At 72.5% G+C, this 17,298-nt stretch carries 22 protein-coding genes; 16 read left to right on the top strand and 6 right to left on the bottom strand.

The features are described 5' to 3' along the window. Nucleotides 1-56 precede the first annotated feature (56 nt). Nucleotides 57-194: a hypothetical protein gene (locus tag ASF37_RS17175; RefSeq protein ID WP_156364645.1), complete on the top strand. Its 138-nt coding sequence runs from the start codon at nucleotides 57-59 to the stop codon at nucleotides 192-194. Here the strand turns inward: ASF37_RS17175 and ASF37_RS11380 are convergent. After that, entirely contained in the window at nucleotides 181-747 is a 567-nt protein-coding gene (locus ASF37_RS11380; protein ID WP_056552228.1) for an isochorismatase family protein, read from the bottom strand. The two genes, ASF37_RS17175 and ASF37_RS11380, sit on opposite strands and share 14 nt — an antisense overlap. 116 nt (nucleotides 748-863) lie before the next feature. Then, nucleotides 864-2,150 (bottom strand): nicotinate phosphoribosyltransferase, encoded by a 1,287-nt coding sequence (locus tag ASF37_RS11375; protein WP_056580643.1) that lies wholly within the window; start codon nucleotides 2,148-2,150, stop codon nucleotides 864-866. Between the two features lie 80 nt (nucleotides 2,151-2,230). Between ASF37_RS11375 and ASF37_RS11370 the strand changes: the two genes are divergently transcribed. From ASF37_RS11370 to ASF37_RS11355, 4 genes are read left to right on the top strand one after another with little or no spacing between them, the layout of a single operon-like run. Beyond that, entirely contained in the window at nucleotides 2,231-4,360 is a 2,130-nt protein-coding gene (locus ASF37_RS11370; protein ID WP_055968752.1) for an acyltransferase family protein, read from the top strand. 46 nt (nucleotides 4,361-4,406) lie between these two features. Continuing rightward, nucleotides 4,407-4,706: an ATP-dependent Clp protease adapter ClpS gene (clpS, locus tag ASF37_RS11365; protein ID WP_200914431.1), complete on the top strand. Its 300-nt coding sequence runs from the start codon at nucleotides 4,407-4,409 to the stop codon at nucleotides 4,704-4,706. Beyond that, the gene (locus tag ASF37_RS11360) at nucleotides 4,706-5,287 is read left to right on the top strand and encodes a DUF2017 domain-containing protein (RefSeq protein ID WP_055968748.1); all 582 of its coding nucleotides are present in this window, start codon (nucleotides 4,706-4,708) and stop codon (nucleotides 5,285-5,287) included. The genes clpS and ASF37_RS11360 overlap by 1 nt, the downstream gene beginning before the upstream one ends. Next, nucleotides 5,284-5,796, top strand: coding sequence for a hypothetical protein (locus tag ASF37_RS11355; RefSeq protein WP_056580639.1), 513 nt, complete (start codon nucleotides 5,284-5,286; stop codon nucleotides 5,794-5,796). The genes ASF37_RS11360 and ASF37_RS11355 overlap by 4 nt, the downstream gene beginning before the upstream one ends. A 12-nt stretch (nucleotides 5,797-5,808) precedes the next feature. On the opposite strand, the gene ASF37_RS11350 is transcribed toward ASF37_RS11355, so the two are convergent. Next, a complete protein-coding gene (locus ASF37_RS11350; RefSeq protein WP_056574286.1) occupies nucleotides 5,809-6,585 on the bottom strand; it encodes an ankyrin repeat domain-containing protein in 777 nt (258 codons plus the stop codon). Beyond that, nucleotides 6,582-7,214 (bottom strand): GntR family transcriptional regulator, encoded by a 633-nt coding sequence (locus tag ASF37_RS11345; protein ID WP_056580636.1) that lies wholly within the window; start codon nucleotides 7,212-7,214, stop codon nucleotides 6,582-6,584. The genes ASF37_RS11350 and ASF37_RS11345 overlap by 4 nt, the downstream gene beginning before the upstream one ends. 87 nt (nucleotides 7,215-7,301) lie before the next feature. On the opposite strand from ASF37_RS11345, the gene ASF37_RS11340 reads away from it, so the two are divergent. The 10 genes from ASF37_RS11340 (at nucleotide 7,302) to rdgB (ending at nucleotide 15,523) form a co-directional block, all read left to right on the top strand. Beyond that, entirely contained in the window at nucleotides 7,302-7,736 is a 435-nt protein-coding gene (locus ASF37_RS11340; protein ID WP_056552215.1) for a Mov34/MPN/PAD-1 family protein, read from the top strand. Between the two features lie 46 nt (nucleotides 7,737-7,782). Beyond that, nucleotides 7,783-8,070, top strand: a complete 288-nt coding sequence (locus tag ASF37_RS11335) for a MoaD/ThiS family protein (RefSeq protein ID WP_055968738.1) — start codon at nucleotides 7,783-7,785, stop codon at nucleotides 8,068-8,070. 5 nt (nucleotides 8,071-8,075) lie between these two features. Next, entirely contained in the window at nucleotides 8,076-9,026 is a 951-nt protein-coding gene (locus ASF37_RS11330; protein WP_056552212.1) for a PLP-dependent cysteine synthase family protein, read from the top strand. An 86-nt stretch (nucleotides 9,027-9,112) separates the two neighbouring features. Continuing rightward, nucleotides 9,113-10,090 (top strand): ribose-phosphate pyrophosphokinase, encoded by a 978-nt coding sequence (locus ASF37_RS11325; protein WP_055968733.1) that lies wholly within the window; start codon nucleotides 9,113-9,115, stop codon nucleotides 10,088-10,090. 142 nt (nucleotides 10,091-10,232) lie between these two features. Beyond that, on the top strand, nucleotides 10,233-11,732 hold the full coding sequence (locus ASF37_RS16905; RefSeq protein ID WP_235492852.1) for an ABC transporter substrate-binding protein/permease: 1,500 nt from the start codon (nucleotides 10,233-10,235) through the stop codon (nucleotides 11,730-11,732). Next, the gene (locus ASF37_RS11315) at nucleotides 11,729-12,511 is read left to right on the top strand and encodes an amino acid ABC transporter ATP-binding protein (RefSeq protein WP_055968732.1); all 783 of its coding nucleotides are present in this window, start codon (nucleotides 11,729-11,731) and stop codon (nucleotides 12,509-12,511) included. The genes ASF37_RS16905 and ASF37_RS11315 overlap by 4 nt, the downstream gene beginning before the upstream one ends. A gap of 59 nt (nucleotides 12,512-12,570) precedes the next feature. Continuing rightward, a complete protein-coding gene (murI, locus tag ASF37_RS11310) occupies nucleotides 12,571-13,377 on the top strand; it encodes a glutamate racemase (protein ID WP_055968730.1) in 807 nt (268 codons plus the stop codon). Next, nucleotides 13,374-14,123 (top strand): MBL fold metallo-hydrolase, encoded by a 750-nt coding sequence (locus ASF37_RS11305; RefSeq protein ID WP_055968727.1) that lies wholly within the window; start codon nucleotides 13,374-13,376, stop codon nucleotides 14,121-14,123. The genes murI and ASF37_RS11305 overlap by 4 nt, the downstream gene beginning before the upstream one ends. Nucleotides 14,124-14,147: 24 nt before the next feature. After that, nucleotides 14,148-14,870, top strand: coding sequence for a ribonuclease PH (gene rph / locus ASF37_RS11300; RefSeq protein ID WP_055968726.1), 723 nt, complete (start codon nucleotides 14,148-14,150; stop codon nucleotides 14,868-14,870). Further along, entirely contained in the window at nucleotides 14,867-15,523 is a 657-nt protein-coding gene (gene rdgB / locus ASF37_RS11295; protein WP_056580633.1) for an RdgB/HAM1 family non-canonical purine NTP pyrophosphatase, read from the top strand. The genes rph and rdgB overlap by 4 nt, the downstream gene beginning before the upstream one ends. 6 nt (nucleotides 15,524-15,529) lie before the next feature. Here the strand turns inward: rdgB and ASF37_RS11290 are convergent, their stop codons facing one another. Further along, complete coding sequence (locus ASF37_RS11290; protein WP_082480466.1) at nucleotides 15,530-16,240, bottom strand: SGNH/GDSL hydrolase family protein; 711 nt, start codon at nucleotides 16,238-16,240, stop codon at nucleotides 15,530-15,532. A 107-nt stretch (nucleotides 16,241-16,347) separates the two neighbouring features. After that, entirely contained in the window at nucleotides 16,348-16,812 is a 465-nt protein-coding gene (locus ASF37_RS11285) for a tRNA (cytidine(34)-2'-O)-methyltransferase (protein WP_055968721.1), read from the bottom strand. A 26-nt stretch (nucleotides 16,813-16,838) separates the two neighbouring features. Here ASF37_RS11285 and ASF37_RS11280 point away from each other — a divergent pair, with 26 nt between their 5' ends. Beyond that, nucleotides 16,839-17,297 carry an SRPBCC family protein gene (locus ASF37_RS11280; RefSeq protein ID WP_056580944.1) on the top strand — a complete coding sequence of 153 codons (459 nt, stop codon included), beginning with the start codon at nucleotides 16,839-16,841 and terminating at the stop codon, nucleotides 17,295-17,297. Nucleotide 17,298: the final 1 nt, after the last annotated feature.

The following is a 17,298-nucleotide window of genomic DNA, read 5'->3' as shown; positions in this document are numbered from 1 at the left end:
GCGCGCGTTCACCGCGCTGACGCCGCGCGTTCAGGTGCGCCGGTCAGGCTGGCGCCATGAAGCACACACCGACCCGTCGCGACGTCCTCGCCTCGATCCCGGTGGTCGCCCTGGGCGCGCTGCTGTTCGTGCTGCCGCCCGCCCCCGACCAGCCGCAGAACGCGTCGACCGCCTCCGCGGTCAGCGCTCCGTGACCCGGACGCCCGCCGCCGCCAGCTCCTGACGCAGCGCCGGGAGGCCGGCCGGGCTCACCGCTGCGGTCAGTCCCTCGACGACGCGCACCGTGAAGCCCTCGCGCACGCCGTCGAGCGCCGTCGCGCGCACGCAGTGGTCGGTCGCGATGCCCACGACGTCGAGCGTCGTGATGCCGCGCTCGCGCAGCCACGCGGTCATGGAGTCACCCGCCTCCGTGGCGCCCTCGAAGCCGGAGTAGGCCGCCTCGTACTCGCCCTTGAGGAAGACGGCGTCGAACAGGTCGGTCGTCAGCGGCGCGTGCAGCTCCGCGCCGGACGTCCCGACCACGCAGTGCCGTGGCCAGGAGTCCACGAAGTCCGGGGTGTCGGAGAAGTGCGGCCCCGGATCGACGTGGTGGTCGCGCGTGGCGACGACCGTCGCGTACCGTCCCTCGGCGACCAGGTCGGCGACCCGACGGGCGACGTCGGCACCGCCGGCCACCGCGAGCGACCCGCCTTCGCAGAAGTCGTTCTGCACGTCCACCACCACGAGTGCGGTCGTCTGGTCGGGCACGGGTCCTCCTCGGTTCGGCTTCGGTCCAGGGTAGGTCGCAGGCGGGACGAGCTGCAGGCGCACGACGTCGGGCGGTGGTCCCGGTCGTCGTGCGACGGCCCGTGGTGCCGCAGGACTCAGTGCTCGAGGACGGTCTGGATCACGGGCTCACCCCGCGAGAGCTTGCGCGCCGCGGCGGGCAGCTCGGCGATCGCCGACGCGTGACGTGCGCGGGCGTCGTCCAAGGTGTCGTGGTGCACGTGCAGACCCCCTTCGACGAACGGCACGAGGAGCGCGCGGTCGTCGCCGTCGTCGACCGGGGGAGTGCCGATGCCCACGACCTCGGCCTGGGCGGTCCCGGATGACGAGAGCCTGCGCAGCGCCCACTTGCGTCCGCCGACGCTGGCCTTGTCGACGCTCTTCTTGGCCACCGGCTGCATCGTCCCGGCGTCGTCCTCGCGCGCGACGAGCTTGTAGACGAACCCCGACGTGGGCGCGCCGGACCCCGTGACCAGCGACGTGCCGACGCCGTAGCCGTCGACGGGGGCGGCCGCCAGGGTGGCGATCGCGTGCTCGTCGAGGTCGCTCGTGACCACGATCCGCGTCTCGGTGGCCCCGAGCGAGTCGAGCTGCTCGCGGACCTGGTGGGCGAGCGAGGGCAGGTCGCCGGAGTCGATCCGGACGGCACCGAGCGACGGTCCCGCCACCTCGACGCCGGTGCGGACCGCCTCGGCGATGTCGTAGGTGTCGACCAGCAGGGTGGTCGTGGAGCCGAGCGACTCCACCTGCGCGGTGAACGCGTCGCGCTCGCTGTCGTGGAGCAGGGTGAACGAGTGCGCGCTCGTGCCGGCCGTGGGGATGCCGTGCGTCCGGCCCGCCTCCAGGTTCGAGGTGGTGGCGAATCCCGCCACGTAGGCGGCACGCGCCGCCGCGACCGCCGACCACTCGTGGGTCCGGCGCGAGCCCATCTCGATGCACGGGCGACCGCCCGCGGCGCCGACCATGCGTGCCGCGGCCGACGCGATCGCCGAGTCGTGGTTGAGGATCGACAGGAACAGCGTCTCCAGGACCACGGCCTCGGCGAAGGTGCCCTCCACGACGAGGACGGGCGAGGCGGGGAAGTACAGGTCGCCCTCGGCGTAGCCCCAGACGTCACCGGTGAAGCGGTAGTCGGCCAGCCAGTCGCACGTCGCCTCGTCGACGACCCGACGCTCCCGCAGCCAGGCGACCGCGTCGGCGTCGAAGCGGAACGACTCGAGGGCGTCGAGCAGGCGACCCGTGCCGGCGACCACGCCGTAGCGGCGCCCGGTGGGGAGTCGCCGGGCGAAGAGCTCGAAGACGGACCTGCGGTGCGCGGTCCCGTCGGCGAGGGCCGCCTGCAGCATCGTCAGCTCGTAGTGGTCGGTCAGCAGTGCCGTCGTCACACCCGCCACCCTAGGCGGTCGAGCCGGGTCGGCACTTCACGATGGTGCTCGACGTGGGCGCACCTATTACCCTCGAGCGAGTGTCCGGAACCCGATCGACCCCTGCCCGGGGGCACCGTCTCGACATCCAGGGGCTGCGCGCCGTCGCGGTCAGCCTGGTCGTCGTCTACCACGTGTGGCCGAGCAGCATCACCGGTGGCTACACCGGCGTCGACGTCTTCTTCGTCATCTCCGGGTTCCTGATCACCTCCCACCTGATCACCGCCGCGCCGTCGCGCGGGCGCGACCTCGTCACGTTCTGGATGCGGCGGGTGCGACGGCTGCTGCCCGCGGCGCTGCTGGTCCTGGCCGTCACCCTCGTGCTCTCCCGGCTGCTGGCGCCGGCCACGCTCTGGAAGGACACGGCGCTGGGGGCCGTGGCCGCCTCGCTCTACGTGGAGAACTGGCGCCTGGCCGGTCAAGCGGTCGACTACCTCGCGGCCGAGAACGCCCCGACGCCCGTGCAGCACTACTGGTCCCTGTCCGTGGAGGAGCAGTTCTACGCCGTCTGGCCGATCCTCGTGCTGCTGTGCGTGCTCGTGGCACGCCGTCTCGGGCTGCGGCTGGTCCACGTGCTCGGTGTCGCCCTCGTGGTCGTCGTGGTCGGCTCGTTGGCGTACTCGATCCACGCCACCGCGGCCGACCCGTCCTCGGCCTACTTCGTCACCCCGACGCGGGTCTGGGAGCTGGGTGTCGGCGGTCTGGTCGCGATCCTCGTGGCCCTGCGCAGCCGGGCGTCCGCGGAGCCGGGCGTCGTGGGCGCGCAGCACGGTGGCGACGGCGGGGTCGCCGGTCTGCCGCCCGTCGTGCGGTCGGTCCTCGCGTGGGTCGGCTTCGCCGCCATCGGGTGGGCGGCGTGGACCTACACCGACGCCACCCCGTTCCCCGGGTCCGCCGCCCTCGTCCCGGTGCTCGGCACGGCGTTCGTCATCGGTGCTGCCGCCTCCGGTGCGGGGTCGCCGACCCAGCTGCTGTCCTCGCGTCCGGTGCAGTGGCTGGGCGACGTGTCCTACTCGGTGTACCTCTGGCACTGGCCGATCATCGTGCTCCTCGGCCACGTCGCGGGGGAGCGCGGCGTCCTCGACTCGCTGGCGGCGGTGGCCGCGACCCTCGTGCTCGCCGGGCTGACCAAGCGCTTCGTCGAGGACCGCTTCCGCAGCCACCCGCGCGGCCTGCCGCTGTGGCGGCCGTTCGCGGCGGCCGCGGTGGCGATGTCCGTGGTCGTGGGCATGGGGGTGGCCCAGGGCGCAGAGGTCGACCGTCGGCAGGACGACGCCCGCGAGCAGGTCCGGGCGGCCCTGTCCGGGAACGACCCCTGCTTCGGTGCCGGGGCCCTCGACCCCGAGCTCGACTGCGGGCCGGTGCAGGGCGACACGATCATCCCCGACCCCACGCAGGCGGCCGAGGACAAGTCCGACGCCTACGCCGACGACTGCTGGGTCTACCGCCCGTTCGACGACCTCACCACGTGCACGTACGGCGACCGTGACGCCGACGTGAGCATCGCCCTCGTCGGCAACTCCCACGCCGGGCACTGGTTGCCGGCGCTCCAGTCGATCGCCGAGGAGCGGGGCTGGCGGATCACCACCTTCCTGGCCTCGCAGTGCTTCCCGACGGACGCGATGATCCAGCTGGAGACCGAGGAGTTCCGCCGCAACTGCGTGGGATGGGGCGAGAAGGTCCAGAAGGCGACCTCCGGCGACGCGTTCGACCTCGTGGTGGAGTCGACGCGCACCGGGCTGCCGGTGGTCGGCGTCGACGGACGGGCCGAGTCCTACGACGGCTGGTACGACGGGTACCGGTCCTACGCGAAGCGGTGGCTGGACTCCGGGGCGCGCCTGCTGGTCATCCGCGACAACCCGTTCCCCCAGAGCACCGTCCCCAACATCCCCGACTGCGTGGCCGAGCACACCGACGACCTGGCCGCGTGCTCCGCGCCACGCGAGGACTGGGAGATCCCCGACCCGCTGGCCGACGCCGTGCGCGACCTCGACACCCCGGCCGCGTCGGTCGCCGACCTGACCGACTTCTTCTGCGACGACACCTGCTACCCCGTCATCGGAGGGGTCTTGGCCTACTTCGACTCCTCGCACATCTCGGCGACCTACTCACGCACCCTGGCGCCGTACCTGGAGCCGTCGTTGGTCGCGGCGCTGGAGCAGCCCCGGTGACCCCGTCGGGTTTCGCCCGCGCGCGGCGCTGCGTCACAATGGCGAGGTGACCACTCCGGCCCCGGTCGAGCTCGACGAGCCCGCCTCCGACCTCCGCCTCGCGCTGGAGGACCCGTGGGTCACGATCGTGTGGAACGACCCCGTGAACCTCATGTCGTACGTGGCCTACGTGTTCCGCGCCTACTTCGGCTACTCCGACGAGAAGGCGACCGAGCTCATGCTGGCCGTGCACCACGAGGGTCGCGCGGTCGTGTCGAGCGGGAGCCGCGAGCAGATGGAGCGCCACGTGCAGGCCATGCACGAGTACGGCCTGTGGGCCACGCTGCAGACGTCGGACACGATCTGATGCGCCCGTTCAAGCGCCGCCGACGCGGCGGGGTCGTCGCGGCGTTCGAGCCCGAGGAGGCGCACGTCCTGGCCAACCTGGCCGGTCAGGTCGTCGAGCTGCTCCGTGACCGCAACGGCACGCCGGAGTCCGACCCCGACCCGCTCGCGGCGCAGCTGGGGATGGGCGGTCCCTCCCTGCCGCCGGAGGACCCGGTGCTGCGCCGCCTCCTGCCCGACGCCTACGGCGACGACGCCGAGGACTCCGCCGAGTTCCGCCGCTTCACCGAGCGGTCCCTCACGAGCGCCAAGGTCGAGAACGCCGAGCGACTCATCGCGTCCCTCGTCTCCGGTGGCATGGGGCTGGACGAGGACGACGGCCCCGAGGTCGTCGTCGAGGTCGAGCTCGACGACGCCGAGGTCCAGGCCTGGCTGCGGACGCTCACCGACATCAGGCTCTCGATCGCCGTGCGGCTCGGCATCGACTCCGACGACGACGCCCTCTCGGTCGCCGAGAGCGACGACCCGGCGGTCCAGGCGATGTCCGACGTGTACGACTGGCTCGGCTACGTCCAGGAGACGCTCGTCGGGGCCCTCACGTGACCGGTTCCGGGACCGTGTACCCGGAAGGGCCGCGCCGCCTCGGTGCCACGGACGGCCGGGCGCACCAGGTCCTCGGGCTGTCGCTCTTCCTGGTGTGCCCGGTCGCCACCGTGGTGTGGGGCGTGGCGAGCACGTGGCGCACGCCCGAGCCGTTCCTGGCGACGCTCGTCGCGCAGCTGCTGGCCGTCGGCTACCTCGTCTGGCTGAGCCGGGCCTGGGCCCGACCCGCACGCAGACCCGGCGGCGCCGACCTCGCGCTCGCCGTCGTCCCGCTGATGCTGAGCGCGCTCGGTCTGTGGCTGCTGCAGGAGCTCGCGACGTCGTACGGGATCCGCACCAGTGCGGTGCCGCGCGTCCGCCAGGGGATCGCCTTCGACACCGACATCGCCTACCTCGCGTCGCTCGGTGCCGTGGCAGCCTCGGTCCTGGCCGCGCTCGTCCTGCTCGCGCTCCTGCTGCGCGCCCGTCGCGTCACCTCGCGCCCCATCACCTCGAGCCCCACCGGGTAGGCCCCCGGAGGGTCAGCGGTCGGCGCCCTCGAGCACCGCGGCCATCGCCGCGTGCCCGCGCTGGCGGGCCAGCTGCAGCGCCGTCCGTCCCTGCTGGTCGGTGATCGTCGGGTCCGCCCCGGCGTCGAGCAGCGCCTGCACCAGGTCGCGGTGCCGTCGGCCGCCGTCGCCGAGCACCACGGCCTCCAGCAGTGCCGTCCACCCCAGGTCGTTGACGTGGTCGAGGTCGACGTCGGTCGCCACGACCCAGCGCACGTACTCCAGGTGGCCGCGCTCGCTCGCGGGGATGGGCGAGAGGCCACCGAACCGGTTGCGCAGCGTCAGGTCGGCACCGGCGGCGAGCAGGAGGCGGCCCATCGGGACGCTCCCGGTGACGCCGGTGACGAGCCAGGGCGTGTCGGACCGGTCGTCCACGGCGTTCGGGTCGGCGCCCAGGCGCACGAGCAGGCGCGCGACGTCGAGGTGGTCCGCCGCGGCGGCGAGCAGCAGCGGCGTGCGGTCGCGCCCGTCACGGGCCTCGATCCGTGCTCCGCGCGCCAGGGCCGTCGCGGTCTCGCGGGCGTCACCACGTGCAGCGGCATCGAGGAGCCGCTCGTCGAGGCGCTCCTGCTCGGCCCGGGTGGGCGGCGTCGTGGGCGTCGGTGACGGCGTCGAGGTCGCGATCGGGACGGGGGTGTCGGCAGCCGTCGTCCGCCCGGGCTCGGGAGCGTCGCCGGCGGTGCAGGACGCCAGCACGAGCACGGTCGTGAGGGCGAGAGCGAGCACCGGGGAAGGTCCGAGCGAGGTCATCGGGTCCCCTCCAGGGCCTCGAGGCTCGTGCGGGCATGGGCGCCGAGCACCTGCTCCAGCCGTGCGCCGTCACCGGACTCGAGGGCGTCGACGAGCGAGACGTGCTGGGCGTGGATGAGCCCGGGGTCGGCGTGCCTGCGCAGGAGCCACCCCAGCACCTGGCGGAGGGGACGCGTCGTCTCGCGCACCATCGGCGCCGGTGCCAGGTCCGTCAGCACGGCGTGGAACCGGGCGTTGAGCTCGACGGCGTCGTCGTGCCGGTCCTCGGCCAGGGCCCGTGCCCCGCGGTGCAGCACCTCGCGCAGCTCCGTGACGTCCGTGCGCGCGACCAGCATCCGTCGGCAGGCGACGGCGTCGAGCGCGTGCGCGATCTCGAGCAGCTCGGCGACGTCGTCGGCCCGGTGCTCGCGCACGGCCACTCCGCCGGTGCGCCGCTCGACGGCGAAGCCCTCGGCGACCAGGGTTTGCAACGCCTCGCGCACCGGGATGCGCGACAGCCCGAGACGCTCGGCGAGGTGACGCTCCACGAGACGCTCGCCCGGAGCGATCTCGCCGGAGACGACCAGGGCGCGCAGCCGGTCGGTGGCGTCGTCGACGGCGAGAGCCCCCTGGGCGCGAGACTTTGGCATACCAAAATCGTACCGGACGGATGCACGTTCGTCTCAGCGCTCAGGCGTCGCCCTGCGTCCGCGGCAGGCGTCGATAGACTCGCGGCCGTGCTCACCATCGACCGCGCGACCCACGACGCGATCATCGCCCACGCCCGCCGGGACCACCCCGACGAGGCGTGCGGGGTCGTGGCGGGGCCGATCGACTCCGACCGTCCCGCCCGGCTCGTGCCCATGGTGAACGCGGCGATGTCGCCCACGTTCTACGAGTTCGACTCGACCGACCTGCTGCGCCTCTACCGCGACATGGACGACCGCGACGAGGAGCCCGTCGTGATCTACCACTCGCACACCGCCACCGAGGCCTACCCGTCACGCACCGACGTGAACCTGGCCTCCGAGCCCGGCGCCCACTACGTGCTCGTCTCCACTCGTGACGGCGCCGACGTCGAGGGGACGGCGGTCGACTTCCGCTCCTACCGGATCGTCGACGGCGAGGTCACGGAGGAAGAAGTCCGCGTCGTCGAGCGTTACGACGAGTGAACCCCCGACCACATCCCCCGAGAACCGGAAGAGAGTGACGGCACCGATGGCCATCGAGGTCCGCATCCCGACCATCCTGCGCACGTACACCGACGGCGAGCGCGCCGTCGAGAGCAAGGGCGCCACCGTGGCCGAGCTCGTCGAGAACCTGGAGTCGGCCCACGCCGGCATCAAGGACCGCCTCGTCGAGGAGGGCGACCAGGGCGTGGCCGTCCGGCGCTTCGTGAACGTGTACGTCAACGACGAGGACATCCGGTTCACCGGGGGTCTCGAGACGGCTCTCTCCGACGGCGACACCGTCGTGATCCTGCCCGCCGTCGCGGGCGGTAGCTGAACCTCGTGGCGCGTTTCGACTCGCTCGCCGACACCGTCGGCGGCACCCCGCTCGTCGGCCTGCCCGCGCTGTCGCCGAGCGACGACGTGCGCCTCTGGGCCAAGCTGGAGGACCAGAACCCGACCGGCTCGATCAAGGACCGTGCTGCGCTGGCCATGATCGAGGCCGCCGAGGCCGACGGTCGGCTCACGCCCGGCTGCACGATCCTCGAGCCCACCAGCGGCAACACGGGCATCTCCATGGCCATGGTCGCCAAGCTGCGCGGCTACCGGATGGTCTGCGTCATGCCCGAGAACACCTCGGAGGAGCGCCGTCAGCTGCTGCGCATGTGGGGCGCCGAGATCATCCCGTCGCCCGCCGCCGGCGGCTCCAACGAGGCCGTGCGCGTCGCGAAGGGCATCGCCGAGGAGCACCCGGACTGGGTGATGCTGTACCAGTACGGCAACCCCGCCAACGCCGAGGCGCACTACCGCGGCACGGGCCCGGAGATCCTCGCCGACCTGCCCGAGGTCACCCACTTCGTGGCCGGGCTGGGCACCACCGGCACGCTCATGGGCACCGGACGGTACTTCCGCGAGGCCAAGCCCGACGTGCGCATCGTCGCCGCCGAGCCGCGCTACGGCGAGCTCGTCTACGGACTGCGCAACCTCGACGAGGGCTTCGTGCCCGAGCTCTACGACGCGTCGTTGATCGACGCCCGGTTCAGCGTCGGCCCGCGTGACGCGGTGCGCCGCGTGCGCGAGCTCCTCGAGGCCGAGGGCATCTTCGCCGGCATCTCCACCGGCGCGATCCTGCACGCCGCACTGGCCCAGGCGGCCAAGAGCCAGAAGGCCGGCGAGCGCGCCGACATCGTCTTCATCGTCTGCGACGGCGGCTGGAAGTACCTGTCGACCGGCGCCTACGAGGGCACGCTCGACGAGGCCGAGGACGCCCTCGACGGCCAGCTCTGGGCCTGAGCCCCCCGGCTGGTCGACGGGGCTGGTCGGCGGGGTCGGTGCCGGTGACGGTTCCGGGTCGCCGCTCCCTCCGCTAGCCTCACGGTGTGCGCGACATCGTGGTCTTCTCCGGAAGCGCCCACCGCTCCCTCGCCGAGGCCATCTGCAACGAGCTCGGCACCACCCTCTCCCCGTCGGAGACCGTGCGCTTCAGCAACGACTGCCTGCAGTCGCAGCTGCACGCCAACTGCCGCCAGCGCGACGTCTACATCGTCCAGCCGCTGGTGCCGCCGACGCAGGACCACCTCATGGAGCTGCTGCTCATGGTCGACGCGGCGCGCGGTGCGTCGGCGGCCTCGATCACCGTCGTGGTGCCGCACTACGCCTACGCGCGATCGGACAAGAAGGACGCGTCGCGCATCTCCATCGGCGGCAAGCTGGTGGCCGACATGATGGCCACGGCCGGCGTGAGCCGCGTGGTCACCATGACCCTGCACGCGCCCCAGGTGCACGGGTTCTTCTCGATGCCGCTCGACCACCTGACCGCCATCGGTGAGCTGGCCGACCACTACCGCGGGTCCGACCTGAGCAACGCGGTGGTCGTCTCGCCCGACTTCGGCAACGCCAAGACGGCCTCGCAGTTCGCGCGGCTGCTCGGCCTGCCGGTCGCTGCGGGCAGCAAGCAGCGCAAGGCCGACGACAAGGTCGTCATCGACGCCATCGTCGGCGACGTCTCGGGCAAGCGCGCGATCGTGCTCGACGACGAGATCGCCACCGGCGGCTCCATCGTCGAGCTCGTGTCGATGCTGGAGACCCAGGGCGTCACCGAGATCTCGGTGGCCTGCACTCACGGGCTGTTCACCGGCAAGGCGGTCGAGCGGCTGCGCGACCACCCGGGGATCGCCGAGGTGGTCACGACCGACACCGTGCCGCCGCCCGCTGACTGGCCCGAGCTGCGGGTCCGCTCGGTCGCGCCCCTGTTCGCCCAGGCCATCGCCCGCATCCACGCCGGCGAGTCGGTCAGCAGCCTCTTCGACGGCGTCGACCCCACCCACGCGCCACCGCAGCCCAAGCTCCCGCTCTAGACGCTCCGGCAGTCCAGCCCCGGGGTGGCGATGGCCGCCCGACGGAGGTCCGTGGTGAGCGGGTCGCCTCTCACGCACCGGGACGGGCGTGCCGACGTCCCGGGACAGGACTAGGGTCGAGCGACGACGAAGGGGGTCGCGCGTGAGGCGACGATTCATGGGGGTGCTGGCCGGGCTCGTGCTCGCGGTGCTGGCGCCCCTGCTGCTGGCAGGTCCGGCGCAGGCCGCCGACGGCGGTTCTGGCGACGGCAGTGCCGGCGAGGGTGGGGGCCGCGAGGTCGTCGTCGGCACGGAGGGCACCTACCCCCCGTTCTCGTTCAACGAGGGCGGTGAGCTGACCGGCTACGACATCGAGGTCATCGAGGCCGTCGCCGACGAAGCCGGCTGGCAGCTGCGGTTCGTGCAGTCGCAGTTCGACGCGTTGTTCGGGGCGCTCGACTCCGGGCGCATCGACGTGATCGCCAACCAGATCACCGTCAACCCCGAGCGCGAGGAGAGCTACGCGTTCTCCACGCCGTACACGTACTCGCGTGGCGTCATCGTCGCGAAGAAGGGCTCGGACATCCGAACCCTCGCCGACCTCGAGGGCAAGGTCACGGCGCAATCGGCCACCAGCAACTGGTCGCAGGTCGCGAAGGACGCCGGCGCCCGCGTCGAGAACGTCGAGCAGTTCGCCCAGGCTGCCGACCTCGTGGCCCGCGGCCGGGTCGACGCGATCGTCAACGACAACATCGCCGTGCTCGACTACCTCGCCACCACCGGTGACGACCAGATCGAGGTGGTCGGCGACGCCGGCGAGGAGGTCGGCGCGCAGGCGCTGGCCTTCCGTCAGGACGACGAGGCCCTGACCCGTGAGGCCGATCAGGCCCTGGACTCCCTGCGTGCCGACGGGACCTTGACCGAGATCAGCGAGAAGTACTTCAAGGCCGATGTCTCCGTCGAGGACGGGGGCGCCGCCGAGGTGGGCGGCCGCTCCGGCACCTCCTGGTGGGACTCCGTCCGTGACAACGCGTGGCCGACCCTCGTCGCTCTCCTGAAGATCACGATCCCGCTCACCGCGCTCAGCTTCGCCATCGGACTCGTCGCGGCCGTGCTCATCGCGCTGGCCCGGATCTCCTCGTCCCGGCTGCTCTCGTGGCCGGCGCGCTTCTTCATCTCGGCGGTGCGCGGCACCCCACTGCTGCTGCAGCTCTTCGTGGTGTTCTTCGCCCTGCCGCAGCTCGGCGTCGAGCTGCCGTCGTTCCTGGCGGCCACGCTGGCGCTGAGCGTCAACGTGGCCGGCTACGCCGCGGAGACCGTGCGCGGCGCGCTGCTCGCCGTTCCGGCGGGTCAGCACGAGGCGGCGGCCACGATCGGCATGTCCCGGAGCCTCACGTTGCGTCGGGTGGTCCTCCCGCAGGCAGGAAGGATCGCGGTGCCGCCGCTCTCGAACACCCTGATCTCGCTCGTGAAGGACACCTCGCTCGTCTCGGTCGTCCTGCTGACCGACCCCTTCCGGGTGGTCACGCAGGCCGCATCGACCACGTTCGACTACCTGCCCCTGTACGTGATGCTGGGCTTCTTCTACTGGGTCATCTGCACGCTGCTCACCGCGGTGCAGAACCGGCTCGAGACGCGACTGAACAGGTACGTGACCACATGAGTGCACCCACCGGCCGGACCCCGCTCCTCCAGGCCCGCGGCCTGCGCAAGGCCTTCGACGGCACCGCGGTGCTCGATGGCATCGACCTCGACGTCCCCGAGGGCACGACGACCGCGGTCATCGGCCCCTCGGGCTCGGGCAAGACCACGCTCCTGCGCTCGCTCAACGCACTGACCGTGCCCGACGCCGGGGTCGTGACGATCGGCGACGTGTCGGTCGACTTCGGGTCGCTGCCGAGGGGGAGGGAGGGCCGGCGCCGGGCCGAGCTGCTGCGCCGTCAGAGCGGGATGGTCTTCCAGTCCCATGAGCTCTTCCCGCACCGCACCGTGCTGGGCAACCTCGTCGAGGGCCCGGTGCAGGTGCAGGGGGAGGACCCCGACGAGGCCGCCGCCCGCGCCCGGGCGCTCCTGGAGCAGGTCGGGCTGTCGGGCCGTGAGGACGCCTACCCCTCGCAGCTCTCCGGGGGTCAGCAGCAGCGCGTGGGCATCGCGCGCGCCCTCGCCCTGCGGCCGCGCGTGGTGCTGCTCGACGAGCCGACGTCGGCGCTCGACCCCGAGCTCGTGGGCGAGGTCCTCGCGGTCGTCCGCGACCTCGCCTCCCAGGGCTGGACCATGGTCGTGGTGACGCACGAGATCCGCTTCGCGGCCGACGTCGCCGACACCGTGGTCTTCGTCGACGGCGGCCACGTGGTCGAGCAGGGGCCGGGGCGCGAGGTCGTCGACGCGCCGCGCGAGGAACGGACGCAGCGCTTCCTCGATCGCATCCTGCACCCCGGGTGAGCCCGTCGTCGGCGGCCAGGGGTGGCCGTGCCCCCGCCGCGTCCGTAGGCTTTCACCTCGTGGCGGACGCACCGATCGGGATCTTCGACTCTGGCTTCGGCGGACTGACCGTCGCCAGAGCCGTGATCGACCAGCTGCCGCACGAGCCGGTGCTCTACCTCGGCGACACCGCCCGCCAGCCTTACGGCCCGCAGCCGATCCCCGCGGTGCGGGAGTTCGCGCTCGAGTGCCTCGACCACCTGGTCGCCCAGGGCGTGAAGATGCTGGTCATCGCCTGCAACTCCGCGAGCGCCGCCGTGCTGCGTGACGCGCGCGAACGCTACGACGTCCCCGTCGTCGAGGTCATCGTCCCCGCCACCCGTCGGGCGGCCCGCGCCACTCGCAACGGTCGGGTGGGCGTCATCTGCACCCGCGCCACGGCCGCGTCGCGCGCCTACGACGACGCCTTCGCCGCGAACCCCGGCATCGAGCTCGTCACGCAGGCCTGCCCCGACTTCGTCGACCTCGTCGAACGGGGCGTCACGACCGGCCCCGAGGTCGACGCGGCGGCCGAGGAGTACCTGGCCCCGCTGCGCGACGCGGGTGTCGACACCCTGGTGCTCGGCTGCACGCACTACCCTCTCCTGACCGGGGCGATCGCCCTGGCCATGGGCGAGGAGGTCACCTTGGTCTCGAGTGCGGAGGAGACGGCGAAGGACGTCTACGCGCGGCTCGTGCAGGGCGGGCTGCTGCGCGACGTCGAGGCGCCCGCACCGGAGCACCGGTTCCTCACCACCGGCCGGCCCGACGAGTTCGGTGTGCTCGGCCGTCGCTTCCTCGGGCCCGAGGTCGAGACGGTCGGACAGTTCGCGCAGGTGGTGGCATGAGGCTCACGATCGTCGGCTGCGCCGGATCGTTCCCCGGGCCGGACTCGGCGTCGAGCTGCTACCTCGTCGAGCACGACGACTTCCGCCTGCTCGTCGACCTCGGCAGCGGAGCCCTCGGCCCCCTGCAGCGCCACCTCGACCTGCGCGACGTCGACGCGGTCCTGCTCTCGCACCTGCACGCCGACCACTGCTTCGACCTGTCGGGCTTCTACGTGGTCAGCAAGTACCACCCGACGGGCGCGCTGCCGACCATTCCCGTGTACGCCCCCCAGGGCGCCGGTCCGTTCCTCGCGAGCAGCTACGGGCGGTCCGAGGGACTGCAGATGGCCGACCAGTTCGACTTCCGCTCCTGGGTGCACGGCGAGGCGGTGCAGATCGGTCCGTTCCTGGTGACCCCGTCGCTCATGGACCATCCCGTCGAGGCCTACGGGATGCGGATCGAGGCCGACGGACGCGTGCTGGCGTACTCCGGCGACACGGCACCCACGGAGGCGCTCGACGACGTGGCGCTCGGCGCCGACGTCTTCCTCTGCGAGGCCTCGTTCGTGGAGTCCGCGACTAATCCGCCGAACCTGCACCTGACCGGTGCGGAGGCCGGTGACTACGCCACCCGCGCCGGCGTCGGCCGCCTCCTCGTGACCCACGTGCCGTCGTGGACCGACCGCGACGAGGTCGCCGCCGACACCCGCTCCACCTTCGCGGGGGACTTCGTCCTGGTCGAGGCCGGGCAGGTCTACGACGTCTGAGCGCCCGTCGGTAGGGTCGCGGACATGACCTCCCGCGAGGACGGCCGCGCCGTCGACGAGCTCCGCCCGATCACGATCACCCGCCACTGGCTCGACCACGCGCAGGGGTCCTGCCTGGTGGAGTTCGGCAAGACGAAGGTGCTGTGCGCCGCGTCGGCCACGGAGGGCGTGCCGCGCTGGCGCAAGGGCTCGGGACTGGGCTGGGTCACGGCCGAGTACGCGATGCTGCCGCAGGCCACGCACGACCGTTCCGCGCGCGAGTCCGTCAAGGGTCGCATCGGTGGCCGGACGCACGAGATCTCGCGGCTCGTGGGCCGTTCGCTGCGCGCTGCGGTGGACTACACGGCGCTCGGTGAGAACACGATCACGATCGACTGCGACGTCCTGCAGGCCGACGGTGGCACGCGCACGGCGGCCATCACCGGCGCCTACGTGGCCCTGGCCGACGCCGTCGCGCACCTGCGCGACAAGGGTGCGCTGGCGGGGGAGCCCCTGGTGCAGTCGGTGGCCGCGGTCAGCGTCGGCATCATCGACGGCACCCCCATGCTGGACCTGCCCTACGTCGAGGACGTGCGCGCCGAGACGGACATGAACGTGGTCATGACGGGCAGCGGCGCGTTCATCGAGGTGCAGGGCACCGCCGAGGGCGCGCCCTTCGTCCGCTCCGAGCTCGACGCCCTCCTGGCCCTGGCCGAGAAGGGCTGCACCGACCTCACCCGCCTCCAGCAGGAGGCGCTCGCTCGATGACCGACGACACGGCGGGGGTGCCGGGCCGTGGGCGGCAGACCAGCACCGTCGTCCTCGCGTCGAACAACGCGAAGAAGCTGGCGGAGCTGCAGCGCATCCTCGCGCCCCTCGTGCCGGGGGTCGAGGTGCTCGGGCTCGCCGACGTCGCGGACTACCCGGAGCCGGCCGAGACCGAGCCGACGTTCGAGGGCAACGCCCTGATCAAGGCGCGGGCGTGCCTCGAGGCCACGGGGCTGCCGTCGCTCGCCGACGACTCGGGCCTCTGCGTCGACGCGCTCAACGGCATGCCGGGCGTGCTCTCCGCGCGCTGGTCGGGAGTGCCGAAGGACCAGGGCGGCGACGCGGCCAACAACCGGCTCCTGCTGTCGCAGATCTCCGACGTCCCGCCGGAGCGACGCAGCGCCATCTTCGTCGCCGCCGTCGCGTTCTGCACGCCCGACGGGCAGGAGCACGTCGTCCGGGGCGAGATGCCCGGCCGCATCCTGGCGGGGGAGCAGGGCGAGGGCGGATTCGGCTACGACCCGCTCTTCGCCGCCGACGGGTTCGACGTGTCGACCGCCGAGCTGAGCCCGTCCGACAAGGATGCGATCAGCCACCGCGGACGGGCGCTCGCGCAGGTCGCGCCGCTGGTCGCCGAGGCGCTCTCGGCCTGACGGGCCTCAGCGCGGCGGGCGGTTCGAGAGGGCGTCGATCACGACGTCGCCCAGCGCCCTGCTGCCTGCGAGCGTGGGGTGCACGCCGTCGACGGTGCGGCCCGGCCGGTCCAGGCTTCCCTTGGTGGCCACGTACTCGAGACCGTGACGCTTCGCGGCGGTGTGCACGATGGACGTGATCCGGCGCTGCTGCCACGGGTCCAGCGGGCCCCACGGTGGGCCGAGCACCACGATGCGGGTCGTGCGCGGCAGGCTCCGCTCGACCACGTCGAAGTAGCGGTCGACGGCCTGCTGGACGGCGGCGTCGGTGGACTCGACCAGGCCGCCCTGGCGGCAGGTGGCCCAGTCGTTGCGCCCGCCCTCGACGATGAAGACCGACGGTGCGGGTCCCTCGAAGGCCTCGGGCCGGTCGATGAACCGGTTCCCTCCGCACCGGTGGCCGGGGCGCTGGTAGCCCGAGCCGGACTGCGCGAAGGTGCGCACCTCGGTGTCGAAGTGACGTCCGACGAAGCTCCACCAGCCCTGCTCGGGGCTGCCGGGGTCGTCGTCGTAGCGCGCGGTGATGGAGTCGCCCACCACGACCACGCCCTGGGGGAAGGGTCCGGTGCCGGGCTCGGTGCCGATGGCACCCTGCCGCCCTGCGGTGACGCCGAGGCTGATGAGCAGGGCCAGGGCGACGGTGACCAGCACGCGTCGTCCGTGTCCGTGTCGTGCCATGGTCCCCTGCTGTCCTCCCCGAGAAGAGCACCAGCCTACGTCCGCGGACGGCCAGGAACCGATGGATGCGGAGAAGTCACCGAAACGTCATCGGCACGGGGTCGGTGTCAGGAACCGCCGGCGAAGCCGTGCTGGCGCCAGGCCTCGTAGACCACGATCGCCGCGCAGTTGGCGAGGTTCATGGACCGCCGCGCCGGCAGCATGGGCAGCCGCAGCCGGTCGGTCACGCGAGGGTGTGCGAGCACCTCGTCGGGCAGACCTGACGGCTCGGCGCCGAACAGCAGCACGTCGCCCGGCTCGTACGACACGTCGGCGTACGAGCGAGTGGCCCCGGTCGTGAACGCGAACACCCGCGCGTCGCCGAGTGCGGCCAGCGCCGTGTCGAGGTCGGCGTGCACGTGGAGGGTCGCCAGGTCGTGGTAGTCCAGCCCGGCGCGCTTCAGCTTCGGCTCGGACAGGTCGAAGCCGAGCGGCTCCACCAGGTGCAGCTCCGCCCCGGTGGCGGCGGCGAGCCGGATCGTGTTCCCGGTGTTGCCCGGGATGCGCGGCTCGTGGAACAGGACACGGAACATGACGGACTCACCCTAGGATGTCGGCCATGCCTGACACCCCCGCCCCCGGACAGCCCTCCTCCCTCGGCCAGCCCCGTGTCCACGTGACCCACACCTTCCGCTCCGCCCCCGCCGACGTGTTCGCCGCGCTCGGCGAGCACGAGAACCTCGGTCCGCTGTTCGGGGCGAGCATCACGCGCCTGCGGGACGGCCACACGTCGCGCAACGGCGTGGGCTCGGCCCGCACGCTCAAGCTCGGCCCCCTGCCCGGCTTCGTCGAGACCGTCGTGGTCTCCGAGCCCGACGAGCGCATCGAGTACGAGATCACCCAGGGCAGCCCGCTGAAGGGACACCGCGGCATCCAGGTGCTGACGCCCACCGCCGACGGTGGCACGCACCTGGACTACACGATCCACTTCGACGCCCCGGTTCCCGGCGTGGCCGCCGCCGTGGCGAAGGTGCTGACCCAGAAGATCAACGCGAACCTGCCGAAGCTCGTCCCCTGAG

It is taken from the genome of Aeromicrobium sp. Leaf289, from assembly GCF_001423335.1.
GTDB lineage: Bacteria > Actinomycetota > Actinomycetes > Propionibacteriales > Nocardioidaceae > Aeromicrobium.
This window is presented reverse-complemented; position numbering and strand designations above follow the sequence as displayed.